We start from the raw sequence: 16,949 nt of genomic DNA, 5'->3' as shown, positions 1-16,949 counted from the left end.
GGTGAAGGGCGGCCGCTGCGGCGTGAAGCGCGGCGTTCCCGCGCGCGCGGGCGCCTCGGGAGCGGCTGGCGGCGCCGGCGGCTTGGATGGCGGCGGGCCGAATAAATCCGGCGGCAGCGGCGCGAGGCCGGGCGCCTGAGGCGGCGCGGCCGGCTCCGGCTTCGGCGCTTCGCTCTCTATCGAAGGAGCGGAGGGGCCGAGCGGCGGCAGAACGGGCGCGGGCGCCTGAGGCGCGGCCGGGCCGAGCGGCCAGCCCGGGCCGGCGGCCTCTTTCTCGCGTGGGCGCGGCTCGCGCGCCTCGACGCGGCTGATCGAGGCCTCGACCAGAAGATCATTGGGCCCGCCGATGAGCAGAAGATGCTCGACATTGTCGCGCCGCACGATGACCAGCTGGCGGTCGCCGTCGACGTCGAACGTATCGACGATATCGAGGCGGCGCGGCCGGTTGCGCGGCCCAGGAGCCTTGATGCGTCGTCCGAACAGGAGCCGGTAGATGTAGACGAGCAGCAGCGCCGCGAACAGGAACGCGACAATTGCGGCGAGTATCGGCAGGAGCTGCGACTGTGTGATGCTGGACGGCATGAATCGATTTTTCTTTCGTCGTGACGCGGCGCGAGAATGCAGTCTATCGGCGTTGGACGCAAGCGCGCCTCAAAGGTTAAACAATGGTTAATAGGGCGAGCTTCGTGATTCGCGCTTGCGGAAAATGCGCAAGGACATTGCCATCGGCTCCGGCCGGGGCCATTGTTCCGCGTGATTCTGCCTGCGCCGTGGCGCTTTGCCCGGCGCAGGAGCACAGCCGAGACGATACCCGTGACCGACAGGACGGCGCCGCCCGCTTACGACCGCACCGAACGCCCCGGAAACGTCGGCCTGGTTCTGGCTCTCGCCATCGCCCTCGTCGGCGCGATCGTCGTCGCCTCTCTGCTGCCGGCGCCGGCGGCGCCCAAATTCGCCGTCGGCCTCTTGGCGCTGCTCGCCGTCGCGGGGGTTTTCTGCGCCTTCGCCTATGCCGTTGGTTTTTTACGCTTTCCTGGCCGCTCCACGCATCTCGACATCGCCCGGCGGATCGCCGATTCCTTCTCCGAGGGACTGCTCGTCACCGAGGGCGACACGCAGATCGTCTACGCCAATGACGCCTATCTCGAGCTATGCGGATCGCGCGATCCGGCCGGGCTGCTGACAGTCGAGCGACTGTTCTCGGGCCCGGCGGAAGTGTCCGAGGCGATCTACCGCCTCGCCCAGGCCTCGCGCGCCGGACGCGCCCACGCCGAGGATGTGCGCCTCGTCCCGCCGCTCACGGGCGACGCCGAGGTCGGCTGGTATCGCATTCGCGTGCGTCCCCTCGGGCGCGACGGCGCGCGCCACACGAATCTGTGGACAGTCGTCGACGCCACCGCCGACCGCCAGCGCCAGGAGAATGTCTTTCAGGAGCTCCAGCACGCGATCGACTTTCTCGATCACGCGCCGGCGGGCTTTTTCTCGGCCGGCCCGGACGGGGCGATCTCCTATATGAACAAGACGCTGGCGGGCTGGCTCGGCTACGACCTCACCCAGGTCGGCTCGGGCGGCGTCTCGCTCGCCGATATCGTCGCCAATAATGGCTCGACGCTGCTCACTGCCATCACCGGCGGCTCGGGCGAGGTGCGCACTGCGCAGATCGACCTCGATCTGAAGCGCCGCAACGGCCGCTCTCTGCCGGTGCGGCTGCTGCATCGCGTCGCCTTCGGCCAGGACGGCGCGCCGGGCGCCTCGCGGACCTTGGTGCTCAACCGCACCGCCGGCGAGGAGCCGGAGGAGGATTTGCGCGCCGCCGAGGTGCGTTTCGCGCGTTTCTTCAATTCGACGCCCATGGCCATCGCCGCCATCGATCCCGACGGCAAGGTCACGCGCTCCAACGCCGCCTTCGCCAAGCTGCTGCCGCAGGCGCTGAAGGGCGCCGCCGCCTGGCCGGTGCTGGCCAGCGTCGTCGAGCGCGACCGCGTCGCGCTGAAGGAGGCCATTGCCGCGGCTCTGGACAATCGCGGCGACGTGCCGCCAATCGACGCCACGCTGCAGGAGGAGGACGGGCTGCCGACGCGCTCGGCGCGCTTCTTCGTTGCCCCCTCGGAGGACGCCGGCAAAAAGGGCGCGACCATCTACGCGCTCGACACCACCGAGCATCGCAAGCTGCAGGAGGGCTTCGCCCAATCGCAGAAAATGCAGGCGGTCGGCCAGCTCGCTGGCGGCGTGGCGCATGATTTCAACAATATGCTCACTGCCATCATCGGCTATTCGGACCTGCTGCTCGCCAATCACCGGCCGACCGATCCGTCCTTCCAGGACATTATCCAGATCAAGCAGACGGCCAATCGCGCCGCCGGCCTCACGCGCCAGCTGCTCGCCTTCTCGCGCCGCCAGACCTTGCGGCCGCAGGTGCTGCAGCTCGGCGATGTGCTGTCGGAGCTGCAATTGCTGCTGCGCCGTCTCGTCGGCGAGAAGGTCGAGGTCGATTTGAAGCACGGCCGCGATCTGTGGTTCGTGAAGGCCGACATCAATCAATTCGAGCAGGTCATCATCAATCTGGTGGTGAACGCCCGCGACGCCATGCCGGAATCGGGCGGACGCATCCAGCTGCGCACGCGCAATATCGCCGCGGGCGAATGCGCCGCCTTCGGCGAAGCCTCGCTCACGCCGGCCGAATATGTGCTGATCGAGGTCGAGGACAATGGCGCCGGCATAGCGCCGGATGTGATGGCCAAGATTTTCGAGCCCTTCTTCACCACAAAAGAGGTCGGCAAAGGCACAGGCCTCGGCCTCTCCATGGTGTTCGGCATCGTCAAGCAGTCGGGCGGCTTCGTTTTCCCGGCGAGCGAGATCGGGCGCGGAACCGTGTTCCGCATCTTCCTTCCGCGCCATGTGCCGGAGGTCGGCGAGATCGCCGCCAAGCCCGAGGCCGCCAAGCCCGCCGCCGATTACACGGGGCAGGGGACGATCCTGCTGGTCGAGGACGAGGACGCCGTGCGCGCCTTCGCGGCGCGAGCGCTGGGCTCGCGCGGCTATAATGTGATGGAGGCCGCCTCCGGCCTCGAGGCGCTGGAGGTGGTGGAGCGCGAAGGCCAGCGCATCGACCTCATCGTTTCCGATGTGGTGATGCCGGAGATGGACGGCCCGGCCATGTTCGCGGAATTGCGCAAGCGCGGCGTGACGGCGAAGGTGGTGTTCGTCTCGGGCTACGCCGAGGAGGCGTTCGCCAAAAATCTGCCGGAAGGCGATTTCGGCTTCTTGCCCAAGCCCTTCAGCCTGAAGCAGCTGATCGAGACGGTGAAGGCGAGCCTGGGGTGAGTCTATGTCGTTTCCTCGAGTTGCGACCACGATTGTCCGAATAGGCGTCGGCTCTATCGGAGCGGTAGGTCTCGCTTTCTCGATGTTCTTGGTGATCTTATTTTGGGGTTTCTACGCGCTCGCGCTCGGCTGTGATTACACAGGCTGGTGCAGAGTGGAAGATTACATCACCATGTGATCATTAGTCCGCCGCTTCGAAGGGTTATCTCCCTCGCGACGCGATTGCGTCAGGCAGAGGAGTCGGCGATCGGGCCTCGCCGCTCCGCCGAAAATCGCCTATATCCGCGCCATGACCCGCACCGTCCTCTACACTGGCTCCTTCGATCCTCTGACCCTCGGCCATTTGGACGTGATCCGGGCCGGGGCGAGCCTCTGCGATCGGCTCGTCATCGCCATAGGCGCGCATCCGGGCAAGACGCCGTTGGTCCCGCTCGATGAGCGCGTCGCGCTCATCGAGACGGTCTGCGCTGGGCTCGCGGAGGCGGCCTCCTGCCGTTTCGAGGTGGTCTCCTTCGCCGGGCTCGCGGTGGAGGCGGCGCGCGAGCATGGCGCCGGGCTGATCCTGCGCGGATTGCGCGATGGCTCCGATTTCGACTATGAAATGCAGATGGCGGGGATGAATCTCGCCATGGCGCCGGAGATCAGGACCATTTTTCACCCTTCGTCTCCAGCGGTCCGGCACATCACCGCGACGCTCGTGCGGCAGATCGCCTCGCTCGGAGGCGATGTCTCGGCCTTTGTTCCGCCAGAGGCGGCGGAGGCTCTGCGCCGCGCGCTCTCCAGACGCTGACAGAAAACACGCAAAGGGAGGCTCGATTGCCTATCGATCGCCGCAGCTTTACGCTCGCCGCTCTCGCCGCCGCTTCCGCCTGCGCAGCCCGCGCCGAGGATGCGCCCGAGCATACGCTCTATCTCGACACCAAGGACGGCCGCATCGTCATCAAGCTGCGCGCCGACATAGCGCCCAAGCATGTGGCGCAGATCGAGACCTTGGCCAAGCGTCATTTCTACGATGGAATCGTGTTCCATCGCGTCATCGACGGCTTCATGGCGCAGACCGGCGATCCGACCGGCACGGGCATGGGAAAATCCGACCTGCCGAATATTCCGGCCGAATTCTCCAAGGAGAAATTCGTGCGCGGCACCCTGGGCATGGCGCGCAGCCAGAACCCGGACTCGGCCAATTCGCAATTCTTCATCTGCCTCGCGCCGGCGCGCTATCTCGAAGAGCAATATACGGTGATCGGCGAGGTCGTCTCCGGCATGGATATCGTCGACAAGATCAAGAAGGGCGACAAGGCCGACAATGGCAAAGTGTCGAGCCCGGACAAGATCATCAAGCTGCGCCTCGCCGGCGACAATAGCTGATCGCGCCTTCTCGCGCTGCGATCCGACCGCCGCGGCCCTCGGATTGCTTCGCCGGGCGAAATGTAGAACCGACAGGAGTGGACATGTCCGAAGCCGAAAATCTGAAGCTCGAGACGACGCAGGGCGACGTTTTGATCAAGCTCCGCCCCGATCTCGCGCCCAATCATGTGGCGCATATCAAGAAGCTCGTCTCCGAAGGCTTCTATGATGGAATCGTGTTCCATCGCGTCATCGACGGATTCATGGCGCAGACCGGCTGTCCGCACGGCACCGGCACCGGCGGCTCGAAATATCCCGACCTGAAGCAGGAGTTCAACGCCGAGCCGCATGTGCGCGGCACCTGCTCCATGGCGCGCGCGCAAAACCCCGACTCCGCCAATTCGCAATTCTTCATCTGCTTCGACGACGCCCGCTTCCTCGACAAGAAATATACGGTGTGGGGCGAGGTGATCTCCGGCATGGAGAATGTCGACAAGATCAAGCGTGGCGAGCCGGTGAAGGACCCGGACAAGATCGTCAAGGCCTCGCTGGTCTGATTTTCCGTCGCCTATGAAAGTTCGCGCTCCCTTCTCCCGCCTGCGGGAGAAGGTGGCCCGGCGAAGCCGGGTCGGATGAGGGCTCTCGCCATCGCCCCCGTCGAACAAATTTCGAGGCGGCGCCGATCGAGCGGCGTCGCCCTCATCCGACCCTCGCTGACACGAGGGCCACCTTCTCCCACGAGTGGGAGAAGGAGTCGCGCACGCAGGCTTCGCAAAAAAAAACACCCATGCGCGTCGATCTCTTCGATTTCGAGCTTCCGCGAGAGAGGATCGCGCTGCGTCCCGCCGAGCCGCGCGATAGCGCGCGTCTGCTGGTCGTTCCGCCGGACGGCGACGTCCTCGAGCGCTCCATTCGCGATCTGACCGATTTTCTCGCGCCCGGCGATGCGCTCGTCGTCAATGACACGCGCGTCATTCACGCGCGCCTCTCCGGCTTTCGCGCGCGCGGCGAAACGCGCGCCCATATAGAGGCGACGCTCATCGAACGCGTCGCGGCCGATCGCTGGCGCGCGCTGGTCAAGCCGGCGAAGAAGCTCGCCATCGGCGAAACTGTGCGTTTCGGCGCGGATGGCGCGCTCGCGGCGACGGCGCTCGAGAAGGGCGAGAATGGCGAGCTATTGCTCGGCTTCGCGCTCGCGGGCACCGCCTTGGACGAAGCCGTGGAGGCCGCCGGCGTCATGCCGCTGCCGCCCTATATCGCCGGCCAACGCGCCGCCGACGCGCGCGACGAGACGGATTATCAAACGCTGTTCGCCGCCAACGCCGGCGCCGTCGCCGCGCCGACCGCGGGCCTGCATTTCACGCCGCGCCTCGTCGAAGAGCTGCAGGCGAAAGGCGTATCGCTGCATCGCGTGACGTTGCATGTCGGCGCCGGGACGTTTCTTCCGGTGAAGGTCGAGGACACGGCAGAGCATAAGATGCATTCCGAATGGGGCGCGCTCGACTCCGCCACGGCGCAGGCGCTGAACGAGACGCGCGCGCGGGGAGGGCGCGTCATCGCTGTGGGCACCACTGCGCTGCGCGTGCTGGAGAGCGCGGCGCGCGAGGATGGAACGCTCGCGGAATTCGCGAGCGAGACGGCGATCTTCATCACGCCCGGCTATCGCTTCCGCGCCGTCGACGCGCTGCTCACCAATTTCCATCTGCCGCGCTCGACGCTTTTCATGCTGGTCTGCGCCTTCGCCGGGCTCGAGCGCATGCGCGCGGCCTATGCTCATGCGATCGCGTCCGGCTATCGCTTCTATTCCTACGGCGACGCTTGCCTGCTGCTGCGCAAATGAGCGAGCCGGCTTTCCTCGACGTGCGCGTTCTGGCGCTCTGGCGCGACGATCGCACCGAATGTCCGCTGACGCTCGATCTGCGCATAGACGCCGACAGCCGCCGCGTGATCTCGCATTGGGAGACTTTCGGCGCCTGCGATCTTTCCGGCGGCAAATGCCGGCCTTTCGTGCTGCGGCGCGATGGCGCTCTGGATTTCGGCATGGGCGCGGCGGAAGCGTGGCGCACTGATCTGCGCAGCGTCGCGATCAAGGTCGGCGAGCGCTTCACCATGCATTGGAACGAGCGCGATTTCGGTGTTTATGAGATCGTCAAAGTGGCGTCTCTCGGCGCCAAGAGCTGACAATGAGAGACGCATGACCGAGCAATTTTCTTTTCGGCTGCTCGCCAAAGACGGCGCGGCGCGGCGCGGCCTCGTCTCGACGCCGCGTGGCGACATACGTACGCCGGCCTTCATGCCCGTGGGCACGGCGGCGACAGTCAAGGCGATGTTTCCGCAGGATGTGCGCGCGACGGGCGCGGATATCGTGCTCGGCAATGTCTATCATCTGATGCTGCGACCCGGCGCGGAGCGCGTCGCCGCGCTCGGCGGCCTGCATAAATTCATGAATTGGCCGCATCCGATCCTCACCGATTCCGGCGGCTTTCAAGTGATGTCGCTGTCCAAGCTGCGCAAGCTGAACGAGGAGGGCGTCGCCTTCCAATCCCATATCGACGGCTCGCGCCATATGCTGACCCCCGAGCGCTCGATGGAAATTCAGCGCCTGCTCGACTCCGACATTCACATGCAATTCGACGAATGCGTGCGCCTGCCTTGCACGGATGCGGAGGCCGAGCGCGCCATGCGCCTGTCGCTGCGCTGGGCGGAGCGCTCGCGCAAGGCTTTCGGCGACGCCAAAGGTAAGGCGCTCTTCGGCATAGTGCAGGGCGGCGCTTCTCCGCCGCTGCGCATAGAGAGCGCGAAGGCGCTGGCTGGCATGGATTTCCACGGTCTCGCCATAGGCGGACTCGCGGTCGGCGAGCCGCAGGATGTGATGCTGGCGATGCTCGACATCGTTATCCCGCATTTGCCCGAGGAGAAGCCGCGTTATCTGATGGGCGTCGGCACGCCGGACGATATCGTGCAATCCGTGCTGCGCGGCGTCGATATGTTCGATTGCGTGATGCCGACGCGCGCCGGGCGCCATGGCCTCGCCTATACGCGCTTCGGGCGCGTAAATCTTCGTAATGCGCGTCATGCCGACGACGCTGCGCCGCTCGACGAAGGCGCCGCTTGCGCCTCGGCGCGCGATTATTCCCGCGCCTATCTGCATCATCTGGTGAAGGCGCAAGAAATCCTCGGCATGATGCTGCTGACGGAAATCAACGTCGCTTATTATCAGGAGCTGATGGCCGGGCTGCGCGAGGCGATAGAGCAGGGGCGGCTCGCCGATTTCATCGCGGAGACGAAGGAAGGCTGGGCGCGCGGAGAGGCGCGCCCATGAGCACTCTTCAGAATTGCTGTATCAAGCGATCGTCGACTCCACCCAGCTGCGGACCCCTCGCAGATAAGCGAGCGCCAAAGCCGTTGGTCCTAGACTAGCGATTTTCACGCAATCGTCTCTGTTCGAGCCGAAGAACGGCTCGACGAGTATGCTCGGCACGTCGTCGAGCGCATACAAAGAGCCGCCTCCCCGATCCGATCGATCGACGAGCGTGACGCCACGGTCGCGCAGGCCAATCGCCTCAACCGTGCTAGACTGGCACGATTCCGCGAGTGCACGCGGTCGTGTGATATCTCGCCGACACAGCACGGACACGCCGGTGGCGCTAGGCGGCCCGCTGTTGAAATGCAACTCGACCGAGCAGCCAGCCTCCCACGCCTTCGCTTGATCATAAACAGCTTTGATCTCGGCGCTATAGGACGTGTTGGGCTCACGTAGAAATACTTTGGCTTCGAGATTGTAATGCCAAGCCTCCTCCTTGAGGGCTTGAGCGACTATACTGTTGAAATGAAATTCGTGATCATTGACCGGCGCTTCAGCGAAAGCGCCGGGCGACCTGCGATTGTGCCCGACAACTATGGCGACCCGGAACGATGGTGAGCGCGTTGAGTTCCGATCGCTCTGACCGAGGAGGCGCTCCGCTTCGTCGAGCACGCCGAGCGCGACGGCGACGTAGTTGCTATCGGCGGCGTAACCTTGTCCCGCGATATAACGAAGGTAGCCGGCGGCGTCGTTTTCATACGTCCGATAATCGTCATATGGGCCCGACGAGATGAAATGCCAATATCCTTGAACGAATGAGTCCACCGTGGCGAACTTGCAGTATGTTGTCAGTTCGCCGTCGCTGCCACGGTAATCGACGGGCGTGGCGTATCCCTGCATTCTCTGCCTGAATTTGATTCCGCCGAAATTGAGATGCTGTGTCGCGAGAACGCTCGTTCCTCGCGCGGACTCGACGATCCACTGCGCGAGGCTGGCGGCCTTCAGCGCGGGGGACGCGTCGCTGAAGTTTTTGTAGAAATCGACGAGGTCAGTCCAGATGGACATCGCTTTCTCCTCCAATTTTTTATATCGATCAAAACGAGATTCTAATGGCTAGAACGTTACTTTAGCAGAGGGTCGAGCGAAGCGAAAGCGCAGTCGGGGAGCCGGATGCCGTTTTTCGTCCGAAGGGACATTTGATGTATTCCGGGATGGCGCGATCGACATTCGACATCGCCGATTTGATGCGGGAGGTGACTTGCTTCGACGCTTTCGGCGCGCCGACGCGGCGGATAGAGGAGGAGGGCCTCCTCTATCTCGTCAATGAATTCTGGACCTCGGCGCAAAGGCAGGCGCATTCTCTGCACGAGATCAGCTATCGCGCCTGCTTCAAGCCGCAGCTGCCGGGCTTTTTCATCTCGCGTCTCACCTCGCCGGGCGAGGCTGTGCTCGATCCTTTCATGGGCCGCGGGACCACGCCGCTCGAGGCCGCGTTGCAAGGACGGCGACCCATGGGCGCGGATATCAATCCGCTCTCCATTCTGCTGACGCGCCCGCGCCTCTCGCCGCCGCCGCTCGCGGCCATAGAGAAACGCCTCGTCGAAATCCCTTGGGAGCAAGGCGAGATCGAGCGAAGCGATCTTCTCGTCTTCTATCATCCCGAAACTTTGCGCCGCCTCTGCGCGCTGCGCCGGCATCTGCTCGAGCGCGACACGGATGCGGTCGACGATTGGATTCGCATGGTCGCGATCAATCGCTTGACCGGCCACTCGCCCGGCTTTTTCTCGGTCTATTCGCTGCCGCCGAACCAGGCGGTTTCCGTCGAGGCGCAGGCCAAGATCAACGCCAAGCGCAAGCAGACGCCGCCTTTGCGCGATGTGGCGGCGCTGATCCTGCGCAAATCGCGCGCGCTGCTCGCCGATGGCGCGCCGCCGCCGCATCCGCCCGCCGTGCTCGCCACCAGCGAAGCCTGGCGCGCGCCCTATGCCGGCGACGCGGAAGTACGGCTCGTCGTCACCTCGCCGCCCTTTCTGGACGTTGTGCAATATGCGAGCGACAATTGGATGCGCAATTGGTTCGCCGGCGTCGATACGGATGCGGTCCGCATCTCCGCGCATCGCAGCGAGGCGGACTGGGAGCGGATGGTGCGCGCCTGCCTCGCGGAATTCGCGCGCATCGTGGCACCCGGCGGGCATGTGGCCTTCGAGGTCGGCGAGGTGCGCGGCGGCAAAGTCTTGCTGGAGCGGCTCGTCTGGCGCGCCGCCGAGGGGCTGCCTTTCGAGCGGCTGTTCGTGCTGGTGAACAGCCAGAGCTTCACCAAGACCAGCAATTGCTGGGGAGTCGGCAACAACGCCAAAGGCACGAACACGAACCGCGTGGTGACGTTGCGACGGATTTAGCGCCTCAGCCGACCAGCGCGAATGCCGGATGATAATCGACAACGCCGGTCGCGATCGGCGACGCCAGGGGAAGCGCCGAGAACAGCTCCGGCGGACCGCCGATGAAGCGAAGGCCGGCATGGATATCGAATCCGAAGCGGCCGTAATATTTCGGATCGCCGAAGACGACACAGCCCTCCGCATTCGCTGCGCGCAGGCGTGAGAGCGCAACGCCGATCAGAGCCGCGCCAATTCCTCGCCGTTGACGCTCGGGCAGGACGGCGATCGGACCGAGGCCGAACCAGCCGAGCGAGGCTCCGTCGATCGAGACAGGCGACACGGCGAGATGGCCGACAATGTCGTCATCTTCCGCCACGAGCGACAGCGTCAGGGCGTCGGCCGCGCGAAGCGCGTCGACGAGTTCGCCTTCCCGCCCATTGCTGAATGGATGACCTTCGAAGGCGACGGCGACGACCTTTCGAATCGCGATGCGATCCGCTCCGCTCTCGTCCCGGATGAGCATGTCTCTATGCCTTTGATTGGGCCGATCTCTACGGTAAGACTGACGTCACGCCGCGCCATCGTCAACACTTGGGCCGCCCCATGACCTCCAAAGCCACCCGCGACATTGTCGCCGCCGCCGGCGCCTGCGTCGCTTGCGCCGCCACTGCCGCATCGCTTCCGCCGGGATTCGTGCGGCTCGCCGATCTCGCGCCGCAGATCGTGCAGGATATGCGCTACGCCGGCGCCGATAATTTCACCGGCCGCCCCGCGCCCGGCTACAAGGCCGCGCAATGCTGGCTGCGCGAGGATGCGGCCGAGGCGCTCATCGCCGTCCAGGCGGAAGCCAAGGCGCAAGGTTTCGAGCTCATCCTCTATGATTGCTATCGTCCGCGCCGCGCCGTCGCCGCCTTCATCGATTGGGCGAAGAGCCCGGACGAAAGCATGAAGGCGCAATATTATCCGCATGAGACCAAGCGCGACCTGTTCGCGCGCGGCTATATCGCCGAGAAATCTTCGCATTCGACCGGGCTCGCTGTCGATCTCGGCGTGCTGGGCTGGGATTTCGGCACACCTTTCGATTTCTTCGACGAGCGCTCCTGGACAGCCAATAGGGATGTGAGCGCCGAGGCGCAGGAGCATCGGCGCCGCCTCGAGACGCTGATGCGCCGCCACGGCTTCCACAATTTGCCGACCGAATGGTGGCATTTCGCTTTCGCCGGCGCGGGCGAGGCGCCGAGCTATGACGTCGAGATCGAATAGTCAGCCGTCCTTGTCGAGACGCTGGCGCAAATAGTCGAGCATACCGGCGGCGAGCTCGACTTCCGGCGTGAAGACGCGGCCGATCTGCTCGCTCTCGAGCAGATCGGCTTCCGCCGCGTCGCGGGCGCGCAGCGCGACGCTTACAGCGGGATTGACGCGTCGCGCCGCCGAGATCATCCGCTGGAGGTCGCAGCTGTCGGTGGTCGTCGCGACGATCAGCGCGCTCGCTTGCGCGATATGCGCCTGCGCCAGCGAAGCCGGCTCGGAGGCGTCGCCGCAGACGGCGGCGATATCTTGCGCGCGCAGCGACTCCACCAGCTCGCGATTTTGCTCGATCACCACGAAGGGCGTTCGCCATTCGAGCAGCTTCTCGCCGATCCGGCGGCCGACGCGCCCATAGCCGACCAGAACGATCTGGCCGGTCAGCCGCGCATCGTCGACGTTCGCCGGCAATTCCGCGAGCGGGTCCAATGAGCGCGCCTTTTGTCCGAGGCGCGCGCGGATCGGCTCGATCGCGACGAAGACCAGCGAATTGAGCGCGATGGAGACGAGCGCGCCGGCGAAGATCAGATTGCGGCCGTCCGGCGAGATGAGGCCGAGCGAGACGCCGAGCCCGGCCAGAATGAAGGAGAATTCGCCGATCTGCGCGAGGCTGGCGCCGACGGTCAGCGCCGTGTCCAGCGGATAGCGCAGCGTGAGGGTGAGGCCGACGGCGGCCAGCGTCTTGCCCACCATCACGATGCCGACGACGGCGAGCACGCGCCAGGGCTCCTCGAGGAAAGCGCGCGGATCGAAGGCCATGCCGACCGAGACGAAGAACAGGACGGAGAAAGCGTCGCGCAGCGGCAGGGACTCGTCGGCGGCGCGATGGCTGAACTCGGATTCCCGCATCATCATGCCGGCGAAAAAAGCGCCTAGCGCGAAGGAGACGTCGAAGAGCTTGGCCGAGCCATAGGCGACGCCGATCGCCGTGGCGACGACGCAGAGCGTGAACAGCTCGCGCGAGCCGACGCCCGCCACCCAGAACAAGAGCCGGGGGAACAGCCAGCGCCCGACCACCAGCATCAAAATGACGAAGGCCGCCACTTTTGCGAGCGTCAGGCCGACGATCGGCCATAGATTCGTCTCGCCCGTCATTGCGTCTGGATCGCCGCCGCCGAGCAGGCCGGCGGCCGGCGGCAGCAGCACCAGCAGCAGAACGGTCGCCAAATCCTCGACGACGAGCCAGCCGATGGCGATGCGGCCGTTGATCGTGTCCATCTCGCCGCGCTCCTCCAACGCGCGCAGCAGCACCACGGTGCTGGCGCAGGAGAGCGAGAGGCCGAAGATCAGCGCCGCGCCGAAATGCCAGCCCCAATAGGTGGCGACGCCGACGCCCAGCGCCGTGGCGATGGCCATTTGCACGATGGCGCCCGGCGCGGCGATGCGGCGGACCGACAATAAATCGTCGAGCGAGAGATGCAGGCCGACGCCGAACATCAGCAGAATAATGCCGATCTCGGCGAGCTGATCGGCGAGGGCCACATCGGCGACGAATCCGGGCGTCGCCGGGCCGATCAATATTCCGGCGAAGAGATAGCCGACGAGCGGGGAGAGCCGCAGCTTGGCGGCGATGAGCCCCATGAAAAGCGCGAGGCCGAGCGCGGCGGCGAGAGTCGTGACGAGATCGACTCCGTGTTGCATCTTCCCTCCTGGAACGCGAGACCCTCGAATAGAGCAATTCGAGCGCCGGAGCGATCGGAGGAGGGCGCGGCTCAGTCCGCGCTGGGCAGGCGTCGGATGGTGAATTCGATACGGCCGTCCTCGAGCTCTCGCCAGAACTCGATCTCGGTCATATAGGCGGCTTTGGGGTAGAGATCGAACCATTCGCGCGCTTTGGCGCGGGCCTCGCCACGCTCGAGCGTGAAGGTCTCGCGTCGCCAGCCGTCGCTGCGCGCGCTTTTGACATAGCGGGCGCGATCGGCGAGCCGACGCGCGACGTCTCTCGGCTGTCTCGTCTCGACGCCCATACGCAACTCCTGCGGCCCCGACAGGAGGGATGATAGCGCGCTCGACGCCGAAAAGAAAAGCCGTACGCAAAGCGACGCCGAGTATTTTCCGCCTTCGGCGCGGCCTCGCGCGTCGCAGCGGGGAGGCTCTGGCCGCAGCGATGCTCCACCCCAGATGTTCGGAAGGAGCCGCTCCAGCGGAGCAAGACGCGGAAATATGTCACAAAATCGCCAGCCGCATATTTTGAACGCGGCCTCCAGCCTGCTCGGCATATGCTTCGTGCTGATCACCGGCCTGAAAATCAGCGGCGCGAGCGGCGGCACTCTGCTGGACGAGGTCGCCATGGTCTCGGCTGTCGGCTTCGTCGGCGCCTGCCTCTTTTCTTTCGCCTCCATGCTGCAGCTGCCCGCGCCGATCAATTACGAGTTGATCGCCGATCTTCTCTTCGTTCTTTCCATGCTCTGCCTGTTCGCGGCGGTGCTGATGTTCGGGCGCAGCCTATTGTGATTTTGGGAGTAGAGCCTCGCGCGTCGCCTCTTCGACGAGCCGCGTCACCGTCGCCGGATCGCGCGGAAAGCCGGCCCGGATCCATTTCGCCTGCAATTCCTTCAGCACAGCGCCGAGCGCGCGGCCGGGCGAGAGACCGCGCGCCATCAGATCGGCGGCCTTGACCGGAAAATCCGGCGCCGACGCCTCGGCCAGAAAGCGCGCGGCGCGCAGCCAGAATTCCGCATCGGGCGCGGCGGAGCTTTCCGCATGGGCCAGCGTCAGAGCGTCGCGGGCGCTCTGACGGCCATGCTCGAAGAGAAGCCGCGTCAGCTCCAGTTCGGACGGCGGCGAGGCGGCGCCGTGCAGTCCCTCGAGCAGTCGCGTCGCATGAGCCAATCGGCGGTGCTCGGCGTTGGAGAGCCGCAGCCGCTCGCGCAGACGATCGGCGTCCTCGGGAATGAGCGCAGCCAGCGCGCCGAGGCGCAGCAGCGGATCGACCGCATGGGCGAGCGTCGCCTCGACCGCGGCCAGCCGTGCGAGCCGCGCTGGAAAAGTGGCGCCGACGACGACTTCCAGCACGCCGGCTTGCGAGATTTCGCGCGCCACCTCCACCGCGCGGCGCGCCGCGAGAAGCTTCAGCGTTTCGGCGCGAATGCGCTCGCCGGAGAGCTTGGCGAGGCTCGCCCGCGCGATTATCGCCGCATGAAGCCCGGCGGCGTCGAGCGCCCCCTCGCCGAAAGCCGCGTGAAAGCGAAAGAAGCGCAGGACGCGCAAATGATCCTCGGCGATGCGGACGGCAGGATCGCCGATGAAGCGCACGCGCCGCGCCTCGAGATCGGCGAGCCCGCCGGCGTAATCATGGAGCTTTCCATCCTGCGAAAGGGAAAGAGCGTTGATGGTGAAGTCGCGCCGCAGCGCATCGGTCTCGAAATCGTCGCCGAAGCGCACTTTGGCGTGACGGCCGTAGGTCTCGACATCCTCGCGCAGCGTCGTCACCTCGAAAGGCGTTCCTTCGACGACCACAGTGATCGTGCCGTGCTCGACGCCGGTCGGCACGCTCTTGAGTCCGGCCGCCGCCGCCGCCTTCGTCACGGCCTCGGGCAGAGCCGTGGTGGCGAGGTCGATCTCGTGCGGCGCGCGGCCGAGCAGGGAGTCGCGCACGGCGCCGCCGACGATGCGCGTCTCGCCGCCGGTCGCGCGCAGCGCCTCGAGCAGGCGGATGATTTTCGGATTGTCGAGCAGGCGGATCGGCAAATCACTGAAAGCGGCCGGGCGCGAGCCGGCCGTCCTCTATATGCGCCGGGACATAGGTTCCCTCGTTGCGCGGCGACAGCAGAGCCAGAAAAACAAATCCGGCGATCGCGATGGCGAGCCCAGCGATGGCCAGCGACGAGACGACGCCGCGTGTCCACAGCGCCGCCACGAAGGGCCAGCGCCGACGCGCCAACAGATAGAGCGCATAGGCGACGAAGGGCGTGACGAAGAGCAACGCCGGCTGAACGATGACCCGCCACATGGGGACGCCTCTCGGTAGATCGGCGGCCGGAGCCGGCGAAGACGTTCGAAGGAATGACGATCTCCGGAATCGCTCGCCGGACTTCGCTCGAAACTATAGCACAGGCCGCCGCCGGCCTCCTCGGGAGCGGCAGCCGCGCAAAGGGCGCGCATATCGACCGCCGAGCGTCCCGTCGCGCGAGCCTCAAAAAGCCATTTTTGCCGCCGACCCATCTGTCCGGCCGAGCCGATCCCGGGGCCGAAATTAAACATTCTTTAACGTCGACAAGCGTCCTTTCCGGCTTATCCTAGGGGGAAACTGCGACGCGGCCGTCGTCGCCGATCGCAGGGCAGTCATCGAAGGACAGTCAATGACCGAGCAAGATCTGGCCAGCGCTCCCGCCGCCGCCGAGCGTGTCCTCGACGAGATCGGCCGCGCCCGCGCCGCCGTTTCCACCGTGATCTTCGGCCAGGAGGAGGCGGTCGAGCAGGCGCTCGTCACTCTGCTCGCCGGCGGCCATGGCCTGCTCGTCGGCGTGCCCGGACTCGCCAAGACCAAGCTCGTCGAGACATTGGGCCGCGTGCTCGGCCTCGACGAGCGGCGCGTGCAATTCACGCCGGACCTGCTGCCGGCCGATATTCTCGGCTCCGAGGTGCTCGAGGAGACCGCCGACAAAAAGCGCGTCTTCCGCTTCGTCAAAGGCCCGATCTTCGCGCAATTGCTGATGGCGGACGAGATCAACCGCGCCTCGCCGCGCACGCAATCGGCGCTGCTGCAGGCGATGCAGGAATATCATGTGAGCGTCGCCGGTGAGCGTCACGATCTGCCGCGGCCCTTCCATGTTCTGGCGACGCAAAATCCGTTGGAGCAGGAGGGAACCTATCCTCTGCCGGAGGCGCAGCTCGATCGCTTTCTTCTCCAGATCGACGTCGATTATCCCGACCGCGCCAGCGAGCGGCGCATATTGCTGGAGACCACCGGCGACCGCGTGACCGAGGCGCGCAAGACTCTTTCCGCCGACGAGCTGATCACCGCCCAGAGGCTGGTGCGGCAATTGCCGGTCGGCGACAGGATCGTCGACGCGATTCTCGATCTGGTGCGCGCCGCGCGGCCGGGGGAGGGCGATCCGGAGATCGCGCCCCATGTCGCCTGGGGGCCGGGCCCACGCGCGGCGCAGGCCCTGATGCTCGCCACCCGCGCGCGCGCGCTGCTCTCCGGGCGGCTGTCGCCCTCGCTGGACGATGTCGCCGCGCTCGCCGCGCCGGCGCTGCGTCATCGCATGGCCTTGACCTTCGCCGCGCGCGCGCAGGGCAAGACCGTCGCCGGCCTCGTCGACAAGCTCGTCTCGAGGATCGGCTGA

The 16,949-nt window shown here is 65.7% G+C and carries 17 protein-coding genes and 1 pseudogene; 11 read left to right on the top strand and 7 right to left on the bottom strand.

The features are described from left to right. Positions 1-582 (bottom strand): annotated as a pseudogene (locus tag FMZ75_RS06280) (flagellar biosynthetic protein FliO); the annotation flags it as partial. 231 nt (positions 583-813) lie between these two features. Here FMZ75_RS06280 and cckA point away from each other — a divergent pair. The 7 genes from cckA to tgt all read left to right on the top strand — a co-directional run bounded on the left by cckA (position 814) and on the right by tgt (position 7,993). Next, a complete protein-coding gene (gene cckA, locus FMZ75_RS06275) occupies positions 814-3,324 on the top strand; it encodes a cell cycle histidine kinase CckA (RefSeq protein ID WP_166141729.1) in 2,511 nt (836 codons plus the stop codon). A 289-nt stretch (positions 3,325-3,613) separates the two neighbouring features. Continuing rightward, on the top strand, positions 3,614-4,114 hold the full coding sequence (gene coaD, locus FMZ75_RS06270) for a pantetheine-phosphate adenylyltransferase (RefSeq protein ID WP_166141728.1): 501 nt from the start codon (positions 3,614-3,616) through the stop codon (positions 4,112-4,114). Between the two features lie 26 nt (positions 4,115-4,140). Further along, the gene (locus FMZ75_RS06265) at positions 4,141-4,692 is read left to right on the top strand and encodes a peptidylprolyl isomerase (protein WP_166141727.1); all 552 of its coding nucleotides are present in this window, start codon (positions 4,141-4,143) and stop codon (positions 4,690-4,692) included. A gap of 83 nt (positions 4,693-4,775) precedes the next feature. Further along, positions 4,776-5,228 carry a peptidylprolyl isomerase gene (locus FMZ75_RS06260; protein WP_166141726.1) on the top strand — a complete coding sequence of 151 codons (453 nt, stop codon included), beginning with the start codon at positions 4,776-4,778 and terminating at the stop codon, positions 5,226-5,228. A 230-nt stretch (positions 5,229-5,458) separates the two neighbouring features. After that, positions 5,459-6,511: a tRNA preQ1(34) S-adenosylmethionine ribosyltransferase-isomerase QueA gene (gene queA / locus FMZ75_RS06255; protein WP_166141725.1), complete on the top strand. Its 1,053-nt coding sequence runs from the start codon at positions 5,459-5,461 to the stop codon at positions 6,509-6,511. Continuing rightward, on the top strand, positions 6,508-6,852 hold the full coding sequence (locus tag FMZ75_RS06250; protein WP_166141724.1) for a hypothetical protein: 345 nt from the start codon (positions 6,508-6,510) through the stop codon (positions 6,850-6,852). Before queA ends, FMZ75_RS06250 begins: the two co-directional genes overlap by 4 nt. Positions 6,853-6,865: 13 nt before the next feature. After that, positions 6,866-7,993: a tRNA guanosine(34) transglycosylase Tgt gene (tgt, locus tag FMZ75_RS06245; protein ID WP_166141723.1), complete on the top strand. Its 1,128-nt coding sequence runs from the start codon at positions 6,866-6,868 to the stop codon at positions 7,991-7,993. A gap of 21 nt (positions 7,994-8,014) precedes the next feature. Here tgt and FMZ75_RS06240 read toward each other — a convergent pair whose 3' ends face one another. Continuing rightward, a complete protein-coding gene (locus FMZ75_RS06240; RefSeq protein ID WP_166141722.1) occupies positions 8,015-9,040 on the bottom strand; it encodes an N-acetylmuramoyl-L-alanine amidase in 1,026 nt (341 codons plus the stop codon). A 134-nt stretch (positions 9,041-9,174) separates the two neighbouring features. Here FMZ75_RS06240 and FMZ75_RS06235 point away from each other — a divergent pair, with 134 nt between their 5' ends. Beyond that, positions 9,175-10,374, top strand: a complete 1,200-nt coding sequence (locus tag FMZ75_RS06235) for a DNA methyltransferase (RefSeq protein WP_142862386.1) — start codon at positions 9,175-9,177, stop codon at positions 10,372-10,374. A gap of 4 nt (positions 10,375-10,378) precedes the next feature. On the opposite strand, the gene FMZ75_RS06230 is transcribed toward FMZ75_RS06235, so the two are convergent. Further along, the gene (locus FMZ75_RS06230; protein WP_166141721.1) at positions 10,379-10,876 is read right to left on the bottom strand and encodes a GNAT family N-acetyltransferase; all 498 of its coding nucleotides are present in this window, start codon (positions 10,874-10,876) and stop codon (positions 10,379-10,381) included. Positions 10,877-10,956: 80 nt separating this feature from the next. On the opposite strand from FMZ75_RS06230, the gene FMZ75_RS06225 reads away from it, so the two are divergent. Continuing rightward, a complete protein-coding gene (locus FMZ75_RS06225; protein WP_166141720.1) occupies positions 10,957-11,616 on the top strand; it encodes a M15 family metallopeptidase in 660 nt (219 codons plus the stop codon). On the opposite strand, the gene FMZ75_RS06220 is transcribed toward FMZ75_RS06225, so the two are convergent. Both FMZ75_RS06220 and FMZ75_RS06215 read right to left on the bottom strand, forming a co-directional pair. Continuing rightward, on the bottom strand, positions 11,617-13,299 hold the full coding sequence (locus FMZ75_RS06220; RefSeq protein WP_166141719.1) for a cation:proton antiporter: 1,683 nt from the start codon (positions 13,297-13,299) through the stop codon (positions 11,617-11,619). A 71-nt stretch (positions 13,300-13,370) separates the two neighbouring features. Continuing rightward, complete coding sequence (locus FMZ75_RS06215; protein WP_108917903.1) at positions 13,371-13,625, bottom strand: hypothetical protein; 255 nt, start codon at positions 13,623-13,625, stop codon at positions 13,371-13,373. Between the two features lie 196 nt (positions 13,626-13,821). Between FMZ75_RS06215 and FMZ75_RS06210 the strand changes: the two genes are divergently transcribed. Continuing rightward, a complete protein-coding gene (locus FMZ75_RS06210; RefSeq protein WP_108917904.1) occupies positions 13,822-14,112 on the top strand; it encodes a hypothetical protein in 291 nt (96 codons plus the stop codon). Here FMZ75_RS06210 and FMZ75_RS06205 read toward each other — a convergent pair. Together FMZ75_RS06205 and FMZ75_RS06200 are read right to left on the bottom strand one after the other, a co-directional pair. Continuing rightward, a complete protein-coding gene (locus tag FMZ75_RS06205; RefSeq protein ID WP_166141718.1) occupies positions 14,104-15,348 on the bottom strand; it encodes a CCA tRNA nucleotidyltransferase in 1,245 nt (414 codons plus the stop codon). The two genes, FMZ75_RS06210 and FMZ75_RS06205, sit on opposite strands and share 9 nt — an antisense overlap. Before the next feature lies 1 nt (position 15,349). Continuing rightward, positions 15,350-15,610 carry a DUF6111 family protein gene (locus FMZ75_RS06200; protein WP_108917906.1) on the bottom strand — a complete coding sequence of 87 codons (261 nt, stop codon included), beginning with the start codon at positions 15,608-15,610 and terminating at the stop codon, positions 15,350-15,352. 349 nt (positions 15,611-15,959) lie between these two features. Between FMZ75_RS06200 and FMZ75_RS06195 the strand changes: the two genes are divergently transcribed. Next, positions 15,960-16,949, top strand: a complete 990-nt coding sequence (locus FMZ75_RS06195; RefSeq protein ID WP_166141717.1) for a MoxR family ATPase — start codon at positions 15,960-15,962, stop codon at positions 16,947-16,949.

The organism is Methylosinus sp. RM1, from assembly GCF_011378635.1.
GTDB classification, from domain to species: domain Bacteria; phylum Pseudomonadota; class Alphaproteobacteria; order Rhizobiales; family Beijerinckiaceae; genus Methylosinus; species Methylosinus sporium.
The sequence above is the reverse complement of the archived record's forward strand: the minus strand, read 5'-3'. Positions and strand labels throughout refer to the sequence as shown.